We start from the raw sequence: 19334 nt of genomic DNA, 5'->3' as shown, positions 1-19334 counted from the left end.
CCGGACGCCCGGCCCGTATCCCGCCTCCTCCCCGGACAGGGGCCGAACGGGGTGCCGTACCGCCGGGAACATCCCGCGCCGCGTCCGTGGGAATGAGTCGCGGGGCCCGGGGCAGGCGGAGTGCGGACGGAGAACGGTTCCGTCGAGTGAGGCATCGCGTACGGAACGGCGCACGACACCGCGCACCGCATACGGAGCAGAAGGACGGCGACGGAACACCGGCCGTCCTTCCCATCGGAGGAGTTGTTTTCGCATGACTGAGCACGCGTGGAGTTACCGGTCGACCGCGGGGCACCTGGCCGGCGCCGACCTGACCGGATACAAGGTCGAGGCGACCGACGGCAGCATCGGCAAGGTCGACAAGCACTCCGACGAGGTCAACGACGCCTATCTGGTCGTGGACACCGGGGTGTGGATCTTCGGCAAGGAGGTTCTCCTCCCGGCGATCACCGTGACCCGGATCGACCCGGAGGAGCGGAAGATCTACGTCGACCGGACCAAGGAGCAGATCAAGGACGCTCCCGAGTTCCAGCGCGACAAGCACCTGGAGGACCCCGCCTACCGCGAGCAGCTGGGCACGTACTACGGCCTGGGCGGTCCGTTCGGGGGCCGCGTCGTCTGACGGCCCGGAGGACGGAGCGGGCCCGGACTCACCGAGTCCGGGCCCGCTCCGTCCTGGGCCGCTGTGTCCGCGTGTTCGCACATCTGGATATCTGCGGATCTACGGATCTGGGTCTCCGCCCACGTGGCCGTGTCCGTCACGCACACGACCCGGTCCCCCAGGCGCGTCTCCGGTCCGTGGACCGGGGGCACACCTGGGGGATCGGGCCCGTGGGCCGCTCCGGGGCGTTCTCGCTACGCCGCGGCGGCGGTGGTGCGGAGCAGCAGTTCGCGCTCCTGTTCCGTCAGGCCGCCCCAGACCCCGTAGGGTTCCGCCACGCTGAGAGCGTGCTCCAGGCAGCGGGCCCGTACGGGGCACGTCGCGCAGACGGCCTTGGCCGCCTCCTCGCGCGCGGCCCGGTCCGGCCCCCGTTCGCCCTCGGGGTGGAAGAACACCTCGGTCCCCACGCCCCGGCACGCGGCCGACATCTGCCAATTCCACTGGTGTTCCGCCCGGCCGGGCAGACGCGTCACCTTCGCCATCCCTGTTGTCCTCCTTCAGCCGGTTCGTCCGACGGTCTCGGGGAACGTCTGGCCGCGATGTCCTCCTCGAAACGCGTCCGGGGCCCGGTGAAGGAAAAAACACGCGACGTCCCCCGCCACCGGCCGGTCCCCGGGCGGTGGACGCGCGCGCCGTTCTCGCGCGCGGGTCAGCCAGCGGCGCCGGGGACCCAGTGGTTGTGGACGCGCAGGACGCGCGGGGCGACCTCCGCCCCGGGCCAGCCCTGTTCTGCGGCGACGGGCATCATCTTCTCGACGAACGCGTTCATGTGCTGCTCGGACTCCCAGATGTCGAAGACCTCGATCCCCTCGTCCGTCGGCACGCACGCGTGGGCCAGACACCCCTCGAAGATCCCGGGCCTCTCCTGGAGCGCGGAATGCAGGGCGTCGTACTGCCCGGTGGTGGTTCCCGGGACGACGGCGTGGACGAAGAGCGCCATGACGGTGCCTCCTCGTGAGGCGGGCAGGGCCTCGTGCCCTCCCCGGCGGCGGGGCGGCGGCGAACCGTCCCCCCTGCCAGCACATCACGACCCGCCCCGGACGGCATCCGAGCGCGTCCGCCGCCGCCGGAAGCGCGGAGGGACGGCACCCGGACACCGGCTCCGGCCCGCGTCAGCGGCGCCGGCGGGGGAGGTGGGGGCCCCTGAGGGCGGCGCGCGCCGCGTTGGCGCCCGGCGCGCCGTGGACGCCCCCGCCCGGGTGGGCCGTGGCGGAGGCCAGATAGAGGCCCCGGACCGGAGTACGGGGCCGGCCCGTGCCCGGCACGGGCCGGAAGACCAGCTGCTGGTGCAGGCTGGTGGTGCCCTGGTTGACCGCGCCGCCCACCAGCGAGGGGTTCAGCCGCTCCAGGTCGGGCGGCGCCAGGACGCGCCGCGCGCGGACGGAGGCCCGGAACCCGGGCGCCAGGCGCTCGATGCCCGCCTCGACGCGATCCGCGATCGCCTCCTTCTCGCGCTCGTCCCACCGCCCCGTGATGCCGTCCCCTCCGGCGTCGGAGCGGATGTGCTGCGGGACGTGCGTGTAGCCCCACGCCGACTCCGTACCGGCCGGGGAACGGCTCGGGTCCGCCGTCGTCATCTGCCCGAGCACGGTGAACGGCACCTCCGGCACCTGCCGCATGGCGATCTGGCCGGCGAAGCGGGTGAGCGCGTCGACGCCCTCGGCGACGTGGACGGTCCCCGCGCCGCGCGCGCCCTCGGACGACCAGGGGATGGGACGGTCGAGCGCCCAGTCCACCTTGACCGTGGAGAAGTCCCACTGGAAGCGGCGGAGGTCGGCGCGGAGGCGCGGCGGAAGGTGCTCCTCACCGACGAGACGCGTGTACAGCAGGGGCGCGGGGACGTCGGCGAGGACCGCCCGGCGGGCGGGGACCTCGGTGCCGTCCTCGGTGCGGACGGCGACCGCCCGGCCGCCCCGGACCACCACCTGGGCCACCGGGTGGCCGCAGCGCAGTTCGCCCCCGCGCTCGCGCAGCCGCGCGACGAGGGCGTCGGTCAGCCGGCCCGCCCCGCCGACGGGGACGGGGAAGCCGTGGTCCTGGCCGAGCATGCTCATCAGCCAGCCGTACCCGCCGCCGAGGGCCGACTCCGGGCCCAGGTCGGCGTGGAGCGCGTTCCCGGCGATCAGCAGCCTGCCCCCGTCGCCCGCGAAGTTCTCCTCGCCGAAGCGGCGGGCGGGCAGGAGCATGGTGCGCAGCAGCCGGAGGCTGTCCCCGGGACCGGTGCGGCCGACGAGCCGCAGCCCCGCCCGGACCGGTGGGAACGGGGTGAACAGGCACCCGATCAGATCGTCCGCGATGCCGCGCCAGATGCGGTGCAGACGCTCCCAGGCCGCGCCGTCCCCGGCGGCGAAGCGGTCCACCGAGGCGGCCGTCCCGCGGACGTCGCGGCTGAGCACCGGGCACCGTCCGTCGGCGAGCGGATGGGCGACGACGTCGGGGGCGTGGCTCCAGCGCAGCCCGTACCGGTCGAGCGCGAGGTCGCGGATCACGGGGGAGGCGGCGGCGAGCGGATAGAAGGCGCTGAACATGTCGTGGACGTAGTCGGGGTGGACGCCCCGGTCGCTGCGCACGGCCCCGCCGGGTTCGTCCCGCGCCTCCAGGACGACGACGTGCCATCCGGCGTCGGCCAGCAGGTTGGCCGCCACCAGGCCGTTGGGACCGGCGCCGATCACCACCGCGTCGGGGGCCGTCACGTCCTCGCCCCCTGCCGCCGGGCGGTGGCCGTCCTCTCCAGGCGCGCCAGCATCCCCCGGTGGCGCAAGCGCGTCACCGCGTCGACGGCGGTGTTGTGCCAGCGCGCTGCGGGCCCCCGCAGGGGGTGCTCGTCGACGACGACGAGGGTGTCGTCGCCCCAGGGCTCCAGGCGGAAGGCGATGCGGGCGGTCCCCAGCCGGGTCTTCGCCTCCAGTTCGAGGCGGCGGAGCGGTTCGCAGATCCGGGAGGTCGTACGGCCGCGGTACGACGTGGGCCCGAGCTTCAGCACGTAGCCCAGCTCCGCGCCCGGGGCGGGCCACTGCCCGTCCTCCTCCCAGGTCTCGTGGGTCCCCACCACGAACCGCGAGTACAGCCGGCCGTCGCTCAGGACCGCCCAGACGGCCTCGGGCGGGGCTTCGATGAGCCGGTTCCACTGTGCCATGGGTGCGTTCTCCTCAGGGAAGTCGGGGACGGGCGCGGAGGGCGCGGACCACCAGGCCCGCACCCGCGCCCGCGGCCAGGGCGGCGGTCCGGCGTCCCGCCGTGCGGACGCGCGCGTGCCGGCCGCCGGTCACCGACGCGGTGTCCCCGGACGGGTCGCGGAGGATGCCGTCGGTGACCGGGGCCGTGCCCGGCGCGTCGAAGTAGTGCCGTTCGGTACGCCGCCGGATCACGCGCCGCACCAGGCCGGGCGCCAGGGCGTGGGCGGCCGGCAGGAACAGGGAGCCCGGTCCGACGGTCACGCGCCGCCGGGGACGGGCGGCGGTGGCCACGACGGCCCGCGCCACCCGTTCGGGGGTGGCGACGGAGGGGAGGGCGCGCAGGCGGCGGCCCGTGTGGTTGGCCGCGTGCCGGAAGAACGGGGTGTCGACGCCGGTCGGCAGCACCGTGCACACGGCGATCCCGTGGTCCCCGGAGAGCAGCAGCTCCTGACGCAGCACCTCGTCGAGGGTGATCAGGGCCGCCTTGGAGGCGGCGTAGTGGCCCTGGTAGGGGGCTTCGACGGCGCCGCCGAGCACGGAGGAGAGACCGATGACCACCCCCCGGCCCCGGCGGCGCATCGAGGGGAGCGCGGCCTGCGTTCCGTGCAGCGCGCCCAGGACGTTGACCTCCCACAACCGGCGCGCGTCGCCCGGCGGGACCCGGTCCAGGCGGCCCAGGACGCCCACGCCCGCGGCGTTCACCCAGACGTCGATGCGGCCGTAGCGGTCGAGCGCGGTCCGCGCGACCCGGGCCGTCGCGGCCGGATCGGTGACGTCGGCGGGGACGGCCACGGCCTCGGCCAGGGGGTGGGCCTCCGCGCACTGCCGTGCGACCTCGTCCAGGGCGTCCGTGCTGCGGGCGGTGACCACGACGCGCGCGCCGCTCGCGGCGAACGCCCGCGCCACGGCGCGCCCGATTCCGCTCGACGCCCCGGTGACCACCACGACGGTGCCGGGCGGGGTGGTGCGTCGGCCTGTCCCCATGGGTCCTCTTCTCACGCGCGGGCTCCTCTCACGCGTGGCCTATGACCCGTTTCGCCGGGTTCATGCGCGAGCGGCGTCCCACGACCCGCCGGGCGTGTCCCCCCGCGCCGTCACGCGGCGTCGGCGCGCCCGGTCCCCGGCGCGGGCACGGCCCGGGGCAGGGCCCCGCGTCCGGCCGGGCGGCGCCGGGCCGGACGGTCCTCCCCGGGTGCCCGGCCGGCGCCCGCGACCAGCCGGAGGTGCCGTCCGGCGTGGCGCGACCCCCTCGGCGGGCTCGTCACCCGGTCCTCGATCCGGTCCATCAGGAAGAGCAGAAGCCCCAGCAGGGGCAGGAGCAGAACGGCGATCGCCACCACGGCACATGTCCTCCTTGTCGAACCTCGCTCTCCGTGCGGGTGCCCGCTCCCGCTCCCGGCGCACGGCGGTTCGTGTGAAGATTCCGCGACCGGCGGGTGCCGCTCCCGCCGTCGCCCGGTGACCGTCCCCGTCGCGTGCCCGGTGACCGTTCCGGGCGCACGCGCGGGGACCCCGGACCGTCCGGTCCGGGGTCCCCGCGCGATCGTCCGGCCCGGAGGCCGCCGCGCCTCCCCGCCGCTCCCGACGCCGTCGGCGCCGGGCGGCGGAGGCGTCGTCAGCTCCCCGGGCGGTCCCGGTCGTCGGAGAGGGAGCGCACCTCCTGGGCGGTGTCCTGCCCGACCCGGCGCACGCCCTCCGAGGTCTCCTGACCCGCGCGGCGGGCGTCGTCCTTGGTCGTGGAGGCCGCGTCCTGGGCAGTGGACCTGACCGACTCGACCGCTTCCGCGACCGGTTCGCGCAGGTTCTCCTTGACTTCCTGGGCCGCCTCGGCGGCCGTCTGCCTGACCGGCTCCAGGAGGTCGTCGGAGTGCTCCTTGAGGTGCCGTCCCGCGCGCTCCTCGGTCTCCGTGGTCGGCAGCAGGGCCGCCGCCAGCATTCCCGCGCCGAACGCCATGATCCCGGCGGCGAGCGGGCTGCCCTGCGTCCGGCGCCTGGCGCGGGCGGGCACGCTCTGCACGGTCTCGCTCACGCCGCCCGCGGCCTCGCGGGCGGTCTCCGCGATGCTGTCGCCCGCCTGCCCCGTCCGGTCGGCGATCCGGTGTCCCGTGCCGTGCGCCGTACCCATCACACGCTCCTTCACGTCGGTGAATCCCTGCCGCACGGAGGCGGCCTTGCGCTGCGCCACCCTGCTCGGCGTCAACCGGTCCGCCAGACGGTCGACGTTGTGGGCCAGGTGGGCGCGGCGGTACTCGAGATCGGACCTCAGCTCCTCGGGTGTCGTGCCCACCGGGCGTCCTCCTTCAGCGTTTCCACGGTCTGTTCGGGCTTGAGGTTGACGGTGGCGAGGCGCTTGCGTCCCGTGAGGTAGAGGACGCCGCCGGCCACACCCCACAGGGCGGTGACGATGAGCGCGGCCCAGGCGACGTTCATGACGTTGCTCAGGGCGGCGACGACCGTCAGGCTGCCGAGCAGCAGGACCAGGTGTCCCGCGTAACCGGCGCCGGCGAGCATGCCCGCCGCCTTGCCGGCCTTCGTCGCCTCCTGCTTCACCTCGGCCTTGGCGAGCTCTATCTCGTCCCGCACCAGCTGGGAGAGGTCGGTGCCGATCTCCCCGATCAGGTCACCGATCGAGGCGTCGTGCGGTTCTCTCCCGGGCGGCGGGGGAGCGGTCCGGGCTCCGGACGGAGGCGCGGACGGGGGCGCGGAGGGCACCGAGACCCGTTCGTGGGAGGAGATGGCCATGGTCAGATCCCCTCACCCGGGCGCGGAGTCCCGCCGTACCCGGGCCCCGGCCGGGTGGGGTCGGGGGTGACGGGCGGATGGACGGGCGGGGCCGGCGTGACCGGGGGCGTGTGGGTCACGTGCGGCGGCTGCGACTGCCCGTAGGTGTCCGGGGGATCGGTGGGCGCGTACCCCGTGGTGCCGCCCCGCGTCGTGGGGAGCGGGTCGGGCGCCGGGGTGGCGCGCGGGGTGTCCTCGCCCCACGTCGGGTCCGAGTCCCGCGCGCCGTCGGAGCCGGACGACGAGGACGCCGCGCCGACGCCCTTCCCGGCCCGGGCGATCGCGAACCCGGCCAGCGCCGCGCCGGCGAGGAAGACCCCGGGCCGGCGGCGCGCGAAGTCCTGCAGGTCGTTCAGCAGCCCGTCGGGACCGCGTCGTTCCAGGTGGTCGGCCACCCGGTGTCCGCGGTCGGCCACCTGGCGGGCCAGTTCACCCGCGGTGGAGTCCGGCTTGCCGTTCTCGCTCATGTCGCGGACCTCGGCCGCGATCCTCCGCACGTTCTCCGCCAGGCGCTGCGTCTGGGTCTGCGCCTGGTCCTGGAGCTGACCGCGGAACTCTCCGACGAGGTCCTTGGCCTGTGCCCGGGTCTCACCGACGACGTTCCCGGCCTGTTCCTTCGCGGTCCGGGCGACGTCCGTGGCCTTGTCCCCGATCAGGGCGGCGCTCTCGCCCGCCTTGTCCTGGGCTGTGTGTGCTACTGCCGCCGGCTTGCTTTCCTGCCGGCGGTCCGAGTCCTGGAAGTCACTCAAGGCTCCTCCTGGGCCATCAGCGGTGATCGGCTCTGTTGTCCGGCGCGTACCCGCCCTTTCACCGGACATCCCCCCGGACCGGTCTTTCCGGTGACATCGATCGATTTTCCGTGTCATGGGGGGCGCCGGACGCGGACGGAGGCGCCCGGTCATCCGGGAACGCCCTCGCCGCCCCCGCCCCCGTCACCGGAACCACCGGAACCACTGGAACCACCGGAACCACCGGATTCGCCGGGAAGCGGACGCGGTTCGAGCGGGCGCACGGCGGGCCCCTGGATCACGGAGCCGTCGACGGCGAACCGGGAACCGTGGCAGGGGCACTCCCAGGCCCGTTCCGCGTCGTCGAAGTGGACGAGGCACCCCAGGTGGGTGCACCGCGCGGACACCGAGTGCGTCCCGCCGTCCTCGTCGCGGTAGACCGCGCAGCGCCGCCCGCCGACCCGTACGAGCGCCCCCGTGCCGGGCGCGATCTCCTCGACGGTGTCGGTGTGGGAGGGGCGGAGCCGGTCGCCCACGAAGTGCTTGAGGACCGACCCCTGCGCCTTGAGGAGGGACGGCGCCTCGGCGGCGCGGAGGCGCCGGGGGTCGTACAGGGAGGCCCACGGCAGGTCCTCGCCCGCGATCAGCGCGCTCAGCAGCCGCCCCGACATGACGCCGTTGCTCATGCCCCAGCCGCCGAAGCCGGCCGCCACGTACACGTGCCGGGAACCGGGGTGGAAGCGCCCCACGAACGGCACCCTGTCCGTGCTCGTGTTGTCCTGGGCCGCCCACCGGTGGGTGATCCGGGCGTCCGGGAAGTGCTCCAGGGTCCAGGCGGCGAGCTTCTCGTACCGCTCGGCCACCCCGCCCTCGCCGGGCTCGAACTTCTCCCCGGTGACGATGAGCAGCCGCTCGTCCCCGCGGTACGGGGCGGTCCGCACCGACCGGGTGTTCCGTTCCGGCGTGAGGTACATCCCCCGCGGATCGCGCCCGGCGGGAAGGGCGGCGGCGACGACGAGTTCGCGGTGCGGTTCGAGCCGGGAGAACAACAGGGCGCGGTCGAAGACCGGGTAGTGCGTGGCCACCACGACGTCGTCGGCGACGACCTCGACGCCGCTCTCGGTGGTGAGCCGGCAGGGTTCGCCCTCGTGGAGCGAGACGACCCGCGTCCGCTCGCGCACGATCCCGCCCCGCGCCACGAGGTCGGCGACGAGGGCCAGCAGGTACTTGCGCGGGTGGAACTGGGCCTGGTGCTCCACCCGGACCGCCCCCGCGACGGGGTACGGCAGGCCGGTCTCCGTCACGAAGGAGGCGTCGAGTCCCGCCTCGCGCGCCGCGCCGGCCTCGGCCCGCAGCCGCTCGGCGGTGTCCGCCGACTCCGCGTACACGTACGCCGGCACCCGCTCCAGCTCGCAGTCGGCACCCAGCTCGGCCGTGACCCGGCCGACGTACTCGACGGCCTCCTGCTGCGAACGGGCGTACTGCCGCGCCCCCTCCGCGCCGAACGTCTCGCGCAGGTGCGCGTAGAGGGGCCCGTGCTGGGCCGAGAGCTTCGCGGTGGTGTGGCCGGTGACGCCCGCGGCCACCCGGTCGGCCTCGAGCAGGGCGACGCGCCGGCCGGTGCGCGCGAGTTCCCAGGCGGTGCAGATGCCGGCGATCCCGGTGCCGACCACCGCCACGTCGGCCTCCAGCCCGTCGGTCAGGACGGGGTGTCCGGGCCCCCTCCCGGTCTCCATCCAGTACGACTCGTAGGTGCCGGGAAGTCCGGTCATGTCAGTGCTCTCCCTGGTGCGCGGGGCTCTTTCCCCGGGCCGTTCGGGCGCCGCGCCGTCTCTCCGCGCGCCCGGCCCGTCGCCCCGCCTCTGCCCGCTGTTCCGGAAGTCAGCCGTTCCGGCCGCGTCCGAGTCCGTACGGGGCCCGCGGAGATTCCCGGGACGCGGGTGGCGGCGGTGCGGGCGGGGGGAGACCCCGACGCGCTCGTCGGGCGGCGAACCAGACGTCCTCCGGCGAGAAGGGCCTCGCCCGTGCCGCGCCCGGACGGGCCGGAGCCCGCGCACGCCGGCCCGCCCCACGCGGCGGGGTCGTTCCGGCATCCGAGGCTCGGTCGGCGGAGGCGCTGCCGGAGGGGTACGCCGGTGCGATCACCCGGTCACGGGCCGGTCGGGCCGAGGACCTCCGCCACGAGTCGGCGCGCGTACGCGGCGTCGAGTCCGTCCGGACGGAAGAGGATGCGGTACATCATGGGCGCGACGACGCGGTCGACGACCGTCTCGACGCCGGGCGTCTTCTCCCCGCGTTCAGCTGCTCGGGTGAGGATGGAGTCGATCTGGTCGGCGGCGTAGGCCGAGCACTGGCCGGCGTTGCCGCCGTCCGGGTCGCCGAGCAGGGCGTCACGAATGTAGGCGCGACCGGCGGGATGGGCCATCTCGTCGAGGAACTGCTCGGCCCAGGCCGTCAGGTCGGGGGCCAGGGCACCGTGGTCCCCCGGCGCGGTGTCGGGCCGCAGACGCCTGACCGCCACGTCCGACAACAGCTCCTGCAGGTCCCCCCAGCGGCGGTAGATCGTCGACGGCGTCACACCCGCACGCTGGGCGACCAGCGGCACCGTCAGGGCGTCCCGGCCGACCTCCGACACGAGTTCGTGCACGGCGGCGTGGACCGATGCCTGGACCCGGGCGCTGCGCCCACCGGGGCGCACCATCTGCCTGCTCATGCGTCCCACCTTAAAGCGAAATCATTGCGTCTGGCGAGCCGTCCGTCCCCGTACGGCGAACCGGCCACTCGTTCGACGACCTCCTCGTCGCGGCCGTGTGCGCACCGCCCCCTCGTGCACGCCCGCGAGGAGCGGCGCCTCCGGCCCGGAGGGAGTGGTTCGGCCGGGCCGGAAGCGCTCGTTCAGGCCGCGCGCGCGAGTTCGCGGGCGGGCCGGGTCCGCTCGTAGGCGTGGCCGACTCGCAGGAGCACGCCCTCTCCGAGCGGTCGCCCGAGCAGCTGCATGCCGATCGGCAGGCCCGCCGCATCGTGGCCGACCGGTACCGACAGGGACGGCAACCCGGTGATGTTGGCAGGGGCCGAAAGGCGTACGTAGGCGTCGGAGACGCTCTCGACCGTGCCGTCGGCCCAGGTGATCGTCTCCTGGCCGGCCCTGACCGCGGTCGCCGGGACGGTGGGGGCGGCGATCAGGTCGACGTCCTGCAGTAGGCGCGCCCATTCCTGCCGCATGAGGGTGCGGGCACGCTGGGCGCGAAGGTAGTCCCCGGCGGGCATCAGTTCGCCGGCCTCGAGGAGGACGCGGACGTCGGCCTGGTACAGCTCGGGGACCGTGCGCAGGCTGGTCTCGTGGTAGGCGGTTGCCTCGGGCACCATCAAGCCCCACTGGGTGGCGTGGATGTAGCGGGTCATGGGGATCTCGACGTCGACGAGGCGTGCGCCGAGGTCCCGGAGCTGGTTGATCGCGCGCCGTACGGCGGCTTCCACCTCGGCGTCGACGTGGTCGAAGAAGTAGGTGCGCGGCACGCCCACGCGCAGGCCCGTCAGGTCCGCGTCCGCGACCGGCCGGTAGTCCGTGCCGGGCGCGGTCAGGGAGGCGGGATCGCGGGGGTCGTGCCCGGCCAGGGCCGTCAGGACCAGGGCCGCGTCCTCGACGGTGCGGGTGATCGGGCCGACGTGGTCCAGTGACCAGGACAGGGACGTGACGCCGTGGCGGGGGACGAGGCCGTACGTCGGCTTGAAGCCGACCACCCCGTTCAGCGCGGCGGGCACCCGGATCGATCCGCCGGTGTCGGTGCCCAGGGTGAAGGTGGCGGTGCCCGCGGCGACGGCGACGGAGGATCCGCCGCTGGAGCCGCCGGCGACCCGGCCGGTGTCCCAGGCGTTGTTGGTCTGCGGGGTGGTCAGCCCGTAGGCGAACTCGTGGGTGTGGGTCTTGCCGACCAGGACGGTTCCGGCCGCCGACAGGCGTGCGGCGACGGTGCTGTCGGCCTCCGCGCGGTGGCCGGCTCGGACACGGGAGCTGGCCGACGTCGCCACGCCGGCGACGTCGATCAGGTCCTTGAGCCCCATCGGGATGCCGTGCAGCGGACCACGGTGGCGGCCGGCCGCGATGTCGTTCTCGGCTTCGCGCGCGGCCCGTCGGGCGTGCTCGGCGGTGACGGTGACGTAGGCCCGAAGGCGCGGGTCCACCTGTTCGACGCGCTCCAGGACGGAGTCGGCCAGCTCGACGGGGGACAGCTGCCGGGCCCGGATCGCGTCGGCGGCCGCGCTCAGGGGCAGTTCATACGGCTGCATCGTGCGTCTCCTGTTCCGCGCGGTAGGCGGGGGCGGGCGGGGTGTCCCCGAAGTCCAGCTCCCGCAGGACCGCGACGACGGAGTGGATGTGGTTGGCGGTGGCCGCGACCGCGGCGTGGCGGTCGGCCGGCAGCGGGAGCCCGGTGCGGGCGGCCCAGCGGGCCGCTTCCGGCGGGGTGAGTTCGGCGGAGGGCATGGACTTCTCTCTCCTCGGAGCTGGAGGCGGCGGAGCGACCTCCAGCCAAAAGCTAAAAGTTTGCGTTAGCTGACGGTAGGGCCTACGGTGACTTAAAGCAAACCCGTTGCGTTTAACGCCGAGGAATCCCATGCCCACCGTCACACCCCGCGCACCCGCGCGACCCGGCCGCCCGGGAGCCCGCACCCGGACCGCCAGGCGCGCGGCGTCCTTCGCCCTGGACGCCTCGATCCTGGCGGCCCTCCTCGCGGCGTCCAGTGCGCCGACGCCGCTGTACCCCCGCTACCAGGACGCCTGGGCCCTGTCCGCGTTCACCGTCACCGTGGTCTTCAGCGCCTACTCCCTGACGCTGCTGCTGGCGCTGCTCACCACGGGTGCGCTCTCCGACCACCTCGGGCGGCGCCCCGTCCTGGTGGGCGCCCTGCTGCTGGAGGCTGCCTCCATGGTGCTGCTGGCCACGGCGGACGGCGCCGGAGCGCTGATCGCCGGCCGGATCCTGCAGGGAGCGGCCACCGGCGCGGCCACCAGCGCCGCGGGAGCGGCCCTCCTCGACCTTCAGGACCCCCTGCGGCCCGGCCGGTCCGCCCTGACCAACAGCATCGCCCCGGTGGCGGGCATGGCCGTCGGCGTCCTGGTCTCCACCCTCCTCGTACGCTTCGCCCCCGCCCCGACGGTCACCGTGTACGTCCTGCTGGCGGTCCTCTTCGTTGCCCAGGCGATCGCGGTCACGTTCACCGCGGAGACGGCCCGCACGCACCCCGGTGCCCTGCGGTCGCTGCGCCCTCGCCTCGCCGTGCCGCCGCCGGCGCGCAGCGCCCTGCTGGTGGTCGGTACCGCTGTCGTCGCCGTCTGGGCCCTGGGCGGCTTCTACTCCTCCCTCGGACCGGCGCTCGTGCACCTCGCGGCCCCCGGGGCCTCACAGGCGGCCGGCGGCATGGTCTTCTTCGTGCTCACCGCCGCGGCCACGCTCACCGTGTGGACGCTGCGGTGCACGGCGCCGCGCGCCGCCGCCACCGGCGGAAGCCTGGCCGTCGTTCCGGCCGCGGCACTGAGCCTGCTCGGTCTGCACGGCTCCGGCCTGCCCGCCGTCTACGGCGGCGCGGCCCTGGCGGGCGTCGCCTTCGGGGCCGTCTCCCAAGGAGCGCTGCGCATGACGCTCGCCTCGCTCGACGAGCGGGACCGCGCCGCGACCCTGGCGGCCTACTACGTCCTCAGCTACCTGTCCATGAGCCTGCCCGCCGTCGCCGCGGGCGCCGCCACCCGGCAGTACGGGCTGGCCGCCGCCGCCCACGCCTACGTCGCAGCCACCGCCCTGCTCGCCGCCGCGGCCCTGGCGGCACTCGCCGTGCCGAGACGCGGGGCGGCCCGCAACGCGCACGACGACCTTCCGTGAAGACCAAAGGAAACAACTGATCATGAGCACTTCACCGACCACCGACCCGACCACCATCCCCTGCTGGACCGTGGGCGACGTCACCGTCCACCGCATCGACGAGGTACTCCTGCCGCCCGCCACCGGACCGTGGCTGCTGCCCGGCGCCACCCCGGACGTCGTCGCCGGGCAGGACTGGCTGCGCCCCCACTTCGCCGACGACGAGGGCGTCCTGCGGATCGACAGCCACAGCTTCGCGTTCACCGTCGGCGGGCTGCGCGTCCTGGTGGACACCGGCATCGGCAACGGCAAGGAACGGGCCAACCCCGCCTGGCACGACCTGAACACCGGTTACCTCCGGCGCCTCACGGCGGCCGGATTCCCCCCGGACTCCGTCGACCTGGTGATCCTCACCCACCTGCACGCCGACCACGTCGGCTGGAACACGCGCGAGGTGAACGGAGAGTGGGTTCCCACCTTTCCCGCCGCCCGCTACATCACCTCGCGCGTCGAGCGGGAGTTCTGGGCCGGGTACGACATGGAGGAGGCGCGCGAGCAGATGTTCCGCGACTCCGTGATCCCGGTGGAGGAGGCGGGGCTGCTCGACCTCGTCGACGTCCCCGCGGACGGCGTCGAGGTCGTCCCGGGCCTGCGACTGATCCCCACCCCCGGACACACCCCCGGTCACATCGCCCTTGAGCTGACCAGCCGTGGGGATACGGCACTGATCACCGGCGACTGCATCCACCACCCCGTCCAGCTCGCCCACCCGGCCATCGGCGCCTGTGTCGACATCGAGCCCGAGCGGTCCGAGGCATCGCGCCGCAAGCTGCTCGGATCGCTCGCCGGCACGGACACCCTCGTCCTGGGCACCCACTTCGCGCCACCCACCGCCGGCCGTGTCGTCACTCATGAGGGCGCCTACCGGCTCTCGCCCGCCCCCGCCGACCCGCGCTGACCGGCGACGGTCCGGTCCGCCCATGAAGATCGTCGTCAAAGCCGGCGGTGACGGGCTGGCCGCACACTCCGGGCCCGGCAAACGACCCGCGCGAAGGCGCCTTCGGGCGATCGCGGGCCGGACGGAGCGAAGAGCTCTCCGACCGGCGGCTCCACGAAACCGCCCGGGGAACCCGGGCGACGTCCGGCGAACGCGCCGAACGGGAACGGTTCGCCGTCGTCGGTGGAGACGTCGCCATCCCCGCCACCGGGGCGGGGGAGGAGGGGCGCCCCCGCGTGCGGCGGGGCACCGGCCCCTCCGCACGCGGAGCCGCGCCGGTGCCGGCCCCGCCCGCCGGCCGGAAGCGGCCGCCGGGGGCCCCGGCGCGTACGTACGGCTCCCGCCCGCCGCCGTCAGCCGGCGTGGCGCAGGGTGCCCTCCGCGAGGCCGAGCTCGCGCTCGGCCGTGGTGAAGACCAGGGTGTCGAGCGCCGGGTGGGCGAAGGGGGACGGGTCGTTCGCGTAGGCGCCGAGCCCGTCGATCGCCACGAGGAGGACCACGCACGCCCCGAGGGGGTCCGCCGTGGTGAAGTCGCCGCTGCGCACGCCGTCCTCGATCACCTCCGTCAGGGCGTCGCGCATGATCGCCTCCTGCTCGGCGACGGCGCGCCCGAGGCCGGGGCGGTAGCGCGCGAGATGGCGGGCGTTGAGCCAGAGCCTGCCGAGGTCGGTGAACTCCTCGCCGTTGAGGCGGTGCAGCAGACGGGCCAGCCTCCGCACCGGGGGCAGGGCGGCGTCGGCCTCCGGCAGCAGGGCGGCGCGCTCGCGGCCGACCGCCCGGACGAACGCCTCGCACAGGAGGTCGTCGACGGTCGCGAAATAGTAGCTGATCAGGCCGGGGCGCACCCCCAGCTCGTCGGCGACCAGCTGCATCGTCACGCGTTCCAGACCCCGCTCCAGGGCGAGCCGGCCCGCGGTCCGCACGATGTCGGACCGCCGCTCCTCCGCGGTCTTGCGGGTCCGGGGGGCCCGAGGGGTTGACGTCATGCGGATCACACTATTGGATGACGCACCAACAGCCTATTGGTTAACACACCAACAAGGCTGGAGAACCTTCGGCCGCACCCTCCGGACCCCTCGGTGGCGAGGACCGCGCCGTCTTCCCCCTCTTCGAAGGAACACCCATGCAGCGTTCTCCAGCAGGCCCCGTCCCGGCCTCGTACGACACGGGGCGCGATCTGGCGGGCTCGGTCGAGAGCCGGGGCATCGACTGCGTGCCCGACGCGGAGCGGCACGGAAGGGCGCGCGAACTGTTCCCGGTCTGGGCCGCGCCGAACGTGAGCTACCTCAGCTTCGTGGTCGGCGGAACCCTCGTCCTGATGGGGCTGTCCCTGCCCGAGACGATGGCCGTGATCGCCACCGGAAACCTCTTCTGGCTCCTGACCGGCTTCATCGCCGTCAGCGGCCCCGCGGCGGGGACCTCCGGCTCCGTGATCTCCCGGGCCATGTACGGGGTCGTCGGCAACAAGTTCGTCGTCGCGCTCACCGGATGGCTGATCTCCTCGCTCTACCTCGCGCTGAACTGGTCGGCGGCCTCGACGGCCGGCATCGGCATGACGGCCCAGCTCGGGATGGCCCAGTCGGCGGCCCTGGACGTCGTGGTGGTCTGTCTGATCGCCGCCGTCACCATCGTCATCGCGATCTACGGGCACGCGACGATCGTCCGGCTGTACGGCGCGGTGAGCGTCTTCCTCACGCTGGTGTTCCTGGCCCTGAGCGCGATGGTGCTCGGTCACGCGGACTGGTCGTACGCGCCCGCCGAGCCGCTCACCGGGACCGAGCACCTCGTCGTCCTGGCCTCCGGCCTCACCCTCGTCGCCTCGGCCCCGCTCTCGTACGCCAACAGCCCCGACCTCGCCCGCTACCTGCCGCGCCACACCAGCGGCCGTGCCGTCACGCTGTGGACCGCGTTCGGCGCCTACCTGCCGAGCGTCCTGTTCACGGGCGTCGGGGCCCTCGCGGCCACCACGCTCGACATGAGCGACCCGCAGGCGGCGCTGGAGAGCGTCATGCCGCCCTGGTTCGTCCCCACCTTCGTCACCGCGGTGGTGGTGAACACCATGGCGAACAACGGCCTCACCGCCTACAGTTCCGGCCTGTCGATGCAGTCGATCGGCGTACGGCTGCCCCGGATGTTCACCGTCCTCGTCGTCGGCGCCATCGGCACCGCCATGACCCTGTTCGCGCTCCTGGTCTTCGACTTCCTCACCGCCGTCAACACCATGATGGAACTGGTCGTGGTCGTCACCGGCCCGTGCATGGCCGTCTACGCCACCGACATCGTCCTGCGGCGCAACCGTTACGACGGGGAACTGCTCCACGACCAGAGCCGCACCAGCCCCTTCTGGTACCGCGCGGGCGTCAACTGGGCCGGCATGCTCGCCACCCTGGGCGGCGCCGGCGCGGCGGCCCTGTGCGCCGGCTCGACCTCCTGGACCGGCCCCCTCGCCGCGGCGATGGGCGGCGTCAACCTCGCCCTCCCCGTGGGCGTCCTCGGCGCGGCGGCCCTGTACGCGGTCCTGACGCGCGTCCTCGGCACGATCCCGGAGGCGGCCGGACGGCGCTGAGGCCACCGGACGGGGAACGCTCCCGCACGCCGCCCGGGGCGGACCGGCACGGTCCGCCCCGGGCGGCGGCGCGTCCCGAGCGCACCGCCACCGTCCGCCCCCGCGCCCGTCGCGCTCAGTCCACCCAGCCGCGGGCGACGGCCAGGACCCCCGCCTGGAAACGGCTGCAGGCCCCCAGCCGGGCGGACAGCTGGCTGATGATGCGGCGTGTGGTCCGTACCGACAGGCCGATCTGGCGGGAGATGGCCTCGTCCAGCTGCCCCGCGGCCATGAGCCGCAGGACGGACCGCTCCAGTTCGTTGAGGTCGCCGCCGGAGTCGGCCGGCGGGTGGGGCGCGGCCTGGGTCCAGTACAGGTGGAACAGGTCGCTCAGCAGGGTGACCAGCGGCCGGTCGTGGACGACCACGGCGCCCAGGGCGCTGTCGCGCGGATCGAGCGGGACGACGGCGGTCGCGCCGTCGTAGAGCAGCATGCGGGTGGGCAGGAGGGCGGCCGTACGGACCTCCCCGCCCGCCCGCCGGAGCTCCTTCAGGTAGCGGTGGGTGCCCGGGTGCGAACGGGCCGAGTCGAGGAACAGGCTGCGCAGGGCGACGCCCCGGTCCAGCAGGGCCCTGTCGAGGGGCAGCGCGGCCCGGACGGCCTCCTCGCTCTGCGCGCCCCCGGGAACCATGGAGTCCACCGAGCGGGAGCACAGGGCGGCCAGCTCGGTCAGGGCGGCCCGGACCGTCTCGACACCGTGCAGGACCTCCACGAGGCCCGTGCTCGAACGTAACCGGCGGGCGTCGAGGTAGTCGGCGGTCAGCGCCAGCAACTCCTCCTTGCGCCGGGCGAGTTCCCTGCGGCGCCGTTCGAGCTCCTCCTCCTCGTCCGCCAGCAGGGCGTCGGCGGCGGCCTGGGGGCTGCGGGCCACCCACGCGTCCTCGTCGATCCGCTGCAGCAGGCGCGCGTCGGCCAGCCGTTTCCTCCGTTCGCGCACCTCCTCGGGTTCCACGCCCAGGCGTTCGGCCAGCTCGGCGTCGGTGTACCGGGGCTTCTGCACCTCGGCGCGATAGAGCTCCACGTCCACCCGGTCGAAGATCAATGACATCCGTCCCCCTGTCCAGTAGTGGCCTTACCACTAGCTGTCACATGACGAACGCATGCCCCTCCCGGGCGCGGATACCCGTTGGCTTGCCCGACCCGTGACACCAGAAAGGGAAGCTGGATGAAACGCCTACGGGAGACCGCGGGAGCCACGCCGACGCCCACGGGGGCGGCCCCCCGCGGGGCCCGCCGCGCGCACCGGCGGCCACCGGCGGCGGCCACCGGCGGAGAAGGCAACATCTGGGACCTCCTCCCGCCCCCCGGGGACCGGGGCGCGTGCGCCCGCGCGCCCCGTCCGTCCGGCACCCGGCCGCTGCCCGCCGCACACGGCGCCGCCGGACTCCGGTACGGCTCCCGTCCCCGGATCTGACGCCCCGGCGACCGGGCCCGGGCCGCTCCGCCGCCCGGCCCCGGCCGGCCGGGCTCCATCCCACCGTTCGTCCCCGTGCCCCCGGCACGGGCACCTTCCGACGGAGGAACGCACACCATGCAGCAGATCGACTACGACTTCGTCTTCACCGACGCCGAGCGCGACGCGCTGCGCGCGGTCCTGCTGGACGTCGCCACCAGCCCGTACAGCGACTTCGAGACCTACATGGCCGACGTGTCCGGACTCCGCAGGGACCGCCGGCTCGGTTCCCGGTTCACCGACTTCTGCGAGAGGTCGATGCTGCGGGACTTCTCCAAGGAACCGCTGGTCGTCATCGGCAACGCCCCCATCGACCCGGACCTGCCCCTGTTCGGGTCGGCGGACCCCGTGCACGAGAAGTACCGGCTGAAGAAGACCTTCGTCGCCGAGGGCTTCCTGGCCGCCTACGCGGTCCTGACGGGCACCGAGATCATCGGTCACCTCAGCGTCAACGGCGGCGACTTCTTCCACGACATCTACCCCAAGGAGTCCATGTTCGACACCCAGTCGCAGAAGACGCTGGGAACGCTCAAGTTCCACCGGGACTTCGCCAACCACTTCGTCAGCCCCGACTTCGTCAACACCCTCACACTCCGGGACACCCCCACCAACGAGGTGTACTCGACCTTCACGGTCACCCTGGACGCCCTGGAGGAGCTGACCGACTCCGACCGCGAGGTCCTCGCCCAGCCCAGGTTCCACACGCCCTTCGACGACGTCTCCACCCGCGAGGGCAACATCCTCCACGACCGGCGCGCCGACGACCACGCGGTCATCAACGGCGACGAGGGCGCCCGGGTCTTCGAGGACCGCACCCGGGGCCTGGACGACGAGGCCCAGCAGGTGCTGAACCGTTTCGTCGCGGCGCTGCACTCCCGCAAGCGGATGCGGGTGTCCAAGCCCGGCGACTCGGTCACCTTCTCCAACAGGCACGTCATCCACGGCCGGGAGGTGCACGCCGTCCACGACATCGAGGGGCTCAAGCAGCGCTGGCTGCTGAAGACGCACAACGTCCACACCCGCAGGGCCTTCGAGGAGTTCTTCCTCGGCGACCGCTACGGCGTGGTCAACGGCTGAC

Annotated in this window: 20 protein-coding genes; 5 read left to right on the top strand and 15 right to left on the bottom strand. The window is 74.2% G+C overall.

All coding sequences use genetic code 11. The annotated features are described in order from the left end of the window. Positions 1 to 253: 253 nt before the first annotated feature. On the top strand, positions 254 to 622 hold the full coding sequence (locus ACFYZY_RS24805; protein WP_388697989.1) for a PRC-barrel domain-containing protein: 369 nt from the start codon (positions 254 to 256) through the stop codon (positions 620 to 622). A gap of 233 nt (positions 623 to 855) precedes the next feature. Here ACFYZY_RS24805 and ACFYZY_RS24800 read toward each other — a convergent pair whose 3' ends face one another. The 13 genes from ACFYZY_RS24800 to ACFYZY_RS24740 all read right to left on the bottom strand — a co-directional run bounded on the left by ACFYZY_RS24800 (position 856) and on the right by ACFYZY_RS24740 (position 11829). Then, on the bottom strand, positions 856 to 1143 hold the full coding sequence (locus tag ACFYZY_RS24800; RefSeq protein WP_388697987.1) for a WhiB family transcriptional regulator: 288 nt from the start codon (positions 1141 to 1143) through the stop codon (positions 856 to 858). A 167-nt stretch (positions 1144 to 1310) separates the two neighbouring features. Next, the gene (locus tag ACFYZY_RS24795; protein ID WP_388697984.1) at positions 1311 to 1601 is read right to left on the bottom strand and encodes a hypothetical protein; all 291 of its coding nucleotides are present in this window, start codon (positions 1599 to 1601) and stop codon (positions 1311 to 1313) included. Positions 1602 to 1773: 172 nt separating this feature from the next. Then, entirely contained in the window at positions 1774 to 3354 is a 1581-nt protein-coding gene (locus ACFYZY_RS24790) for a phytoene desaturase family protein (protein WP_388697982.1), read from the bottom strand. Continuing rightward, on the bottom strand, positions 3351 to 3797 hold the full coding sequence (locus tag ACFYZY_RS24785) for an SRPBCC family protein (protein ID WP_388697979.1): 447 nt from the start codon (positions 3795 to 3797) through the stop codon (positions 3351 to 3353). Before ACFYZY_RS24785 ends, ACFYZY_RS24790 begins: the two co-directional genes overlap by 4 nt. 13 nt (positions 3798 to 3810) lie before the next feature. Further along, on the bottom strand, positions 3811 to 4821 hold the full coding sequence (locus tag ACFYZY_RS24780) for an SDR family NAD(P)-dependent oxidoreductase (protein WP_388697977.1): 1011 nt from the start codon (positions 4819 to 4821) through the stop codon (positions 3811 to 3813). Between the two features lie 110 nt (positions 4822 to 4931). Further along, positions 4932 to 5174 carry a hypothetical protein gene (locus ACFYZY_RS24775; RefSeq protein ID WP_388697975.1) on the bottom strand — a complete coding sequence of 81 codons (243 nt, stop codon included), beginning with the start codon at positions 5172 to 5174 and terminating at the stop codon, positions 4932 to 4934. A gap of 278 nt (positions 5175 to 5452) precedes the next feature. After that, positions 5453 to 6124 (bottom strand): DUF3618 domain-containing protein, encoded by a 672-nt coding sequence (locus ACFYZY_RS24770; protein WP_388697973.1) that lies wholly within the window; start codon positions 6122 to 6124, stop codon positions 5453 to 5455. Next, entirely contained in the window at positions 6100 to 6579 is a 480-nt protein-coding gene (locus ACFYZY_RS24765; protein ID WP_388697970.1) for a phage holin family protein, read from the bottom strand. The genes ACFYZY_RS24770 and ACFYZY_RS24765 overlap by 25 nt, the downstream gene beginning before the upstream one ends. Positions 6580 to 6581: 2 nt before the next feature. Further along, positions 6582 to 7367, bottom strand: coding sequence for a hypothetical protein (locus tag ACFYZY_RS24760; protein ID WP_388697968.1), 786 nt, complete (start codon positions 7365 to 7367; stop codon positions 6582 to 6584). Between the two features lie 149 nt (positions 7368 to 7516). Then, positions 7517 to 9118, bottom strand: a complete 1602-nt coding sequence (locus ACFYZY_RS24755; protein WP_388697967.1) for an FAD-dependent oxidoreductase — start codon at positions 9116 to 9118, stop codon at positions 7517 to 7519. A gap of 377 nt (positions 9119 to 9495) precedes the next feature. After that, positions 9496 to 10059 carry a TetR/AcrR family transcriptional regulator gene (locus ACFYZY_RS24750; RefSeq protein WP_388697965.1) on the bottom strand — a complete coding sequence of 188 codons (564 nt, stop codon included), beginning with the start codon at positions 10057 to 10059 and terminating at the stop codon, positions 9496 to 9498. A 182-nt stretch (positions 10060 to 10241) separates the two neighbouring features. Beyond that, positions 10242 to 11633, bottom strand: coding sequence for an amidase (locus ACFYZY_RS24745; protein ID WP_388697963.1), 1392 nt, complete (start codon positions 11631 to 11633; stop codon positions 10242 to 10244). Continuing rightward, on the bottom strand, positions 11620 to 11829 hold the full coding sequence (locus ACFYZY_RS24740; RefSeq protein WP_388697960.1) for a hypothetical protein: 210 nt from the start codon (positions 11827 to 11829) through the stop codon (positions 11620 to 11622). Before ACFYZY_RS24740 ends, ACFYZY_RS24745 begins: the two co-directional genes overlap by 14 nt. A 130-nt stretch (positions 11830 to 11959) precedes the next feature. On the opposite strand from ACFYZY_RS24740, the gene ACFYZY_RS24735 reads away from it, so the two are divergent. Together ACFYZY_RS24735 and ACFYZY_RS24730 are read left to right on the top strand one after the other, a co-directional pair. Continuing rightward, a complete protein-coding gene (locus ACFYZY_RS24735; protein WP_388697958.1) occupies positions 11960 to 13222 on the top strand; it encodes an MFS transporter in 1263 nt (420 codons plus the stop codon). Between the two features lie 22 nt (positions 13223 to 13244). Continuing rightward, positions 13245 to 14159 carry an MBL fold metallo-hydrolase gene (locus tag ACFYZY_RS24730; protein WP_388697956.1) on the top strand — a complete coding sequence of 305 codons (915 nt, stop codon included), beginning with the start codon at positions 13245 to 13247 and terminating at the stop codon, positions 14157 to 14159. Between the two features lie 392 nt (positions 14160 to 14551). Here the strand turns inward: ACFYZY_RS24730 and ACFYZY_RS24725 are convergent, their stop codons facing one another. Beyond that, a complete protein-coding gene (locus tag ACFYZY_RS24725; RefSeq protein WP_388697954.1) occupies positions 14552 to 15184 on the bottom strand; it encodes a TetR/AcrR family transcriptional regulator in 633 nt (210 codons plus the stop codon). A gap of 137 nt (positions 15185 to 15321) precedes the next feature. Between ACFYZY_RS24725 and ACFYZY_RS24720 the strand changes: the two genes are divergently transcribed. After that, complete coding sequence (locus ACFYZY_RS24720) at positions 15322 to 16764, top strand: purine-cytosine permease family protein (RefSeq protein WP_388697953.1); 1443 nt, start codon at positions 15322 to 15324, stop codon at positions 16762 to 16764. Between the two features lie 115 nt (positions 16765 to 16879). Here ACFYZY_RS24720 and ACFYZY_RS24715 read toward each other — a convergent pair whose 3' ends face one another. After that, a complete protein-coding gene (locus ACFYZY_RS24715; protein ID WP_388697950.1) occupies positions 16880 to 17851 on the bottom strand; it encodes a LuxR C-terminal-related transcriptional regulator in 972 nt (323 codons plus the stop codon). Between the two features lie 483 nt (positions 17852 to 18334). Here ACFYZY_RS24715 and ACFYZY_RS24710 point away from each other — a divergent pair, with 483 nt between their 5' ends. After that, entirely contained in the window at positions 18335 to 19333 is a 999-nt protein-coding gene (locus ACFYZY_RS24710) for a hypothetical protein (RefSeq protein ID WP_388697949.1), read from the top strand. Position 19334: the final 1 nt, after the last annotated feature.

Origin of the sequence: Streptomyces sp. NPDC001744 (genome assembly GCF_042892575.1) — a bacterium.
Taxonomy (GTDB): domain Bacteria; phylum Actinomycetota; class Actinomycetes; order Streptomycetales; family Streptomycetaceae; genus Streptomyces.
Note: the sequence above shows the minus strand (reverse complement) of the source record. Positions and strands in the feature narration are given on the sequence as shown.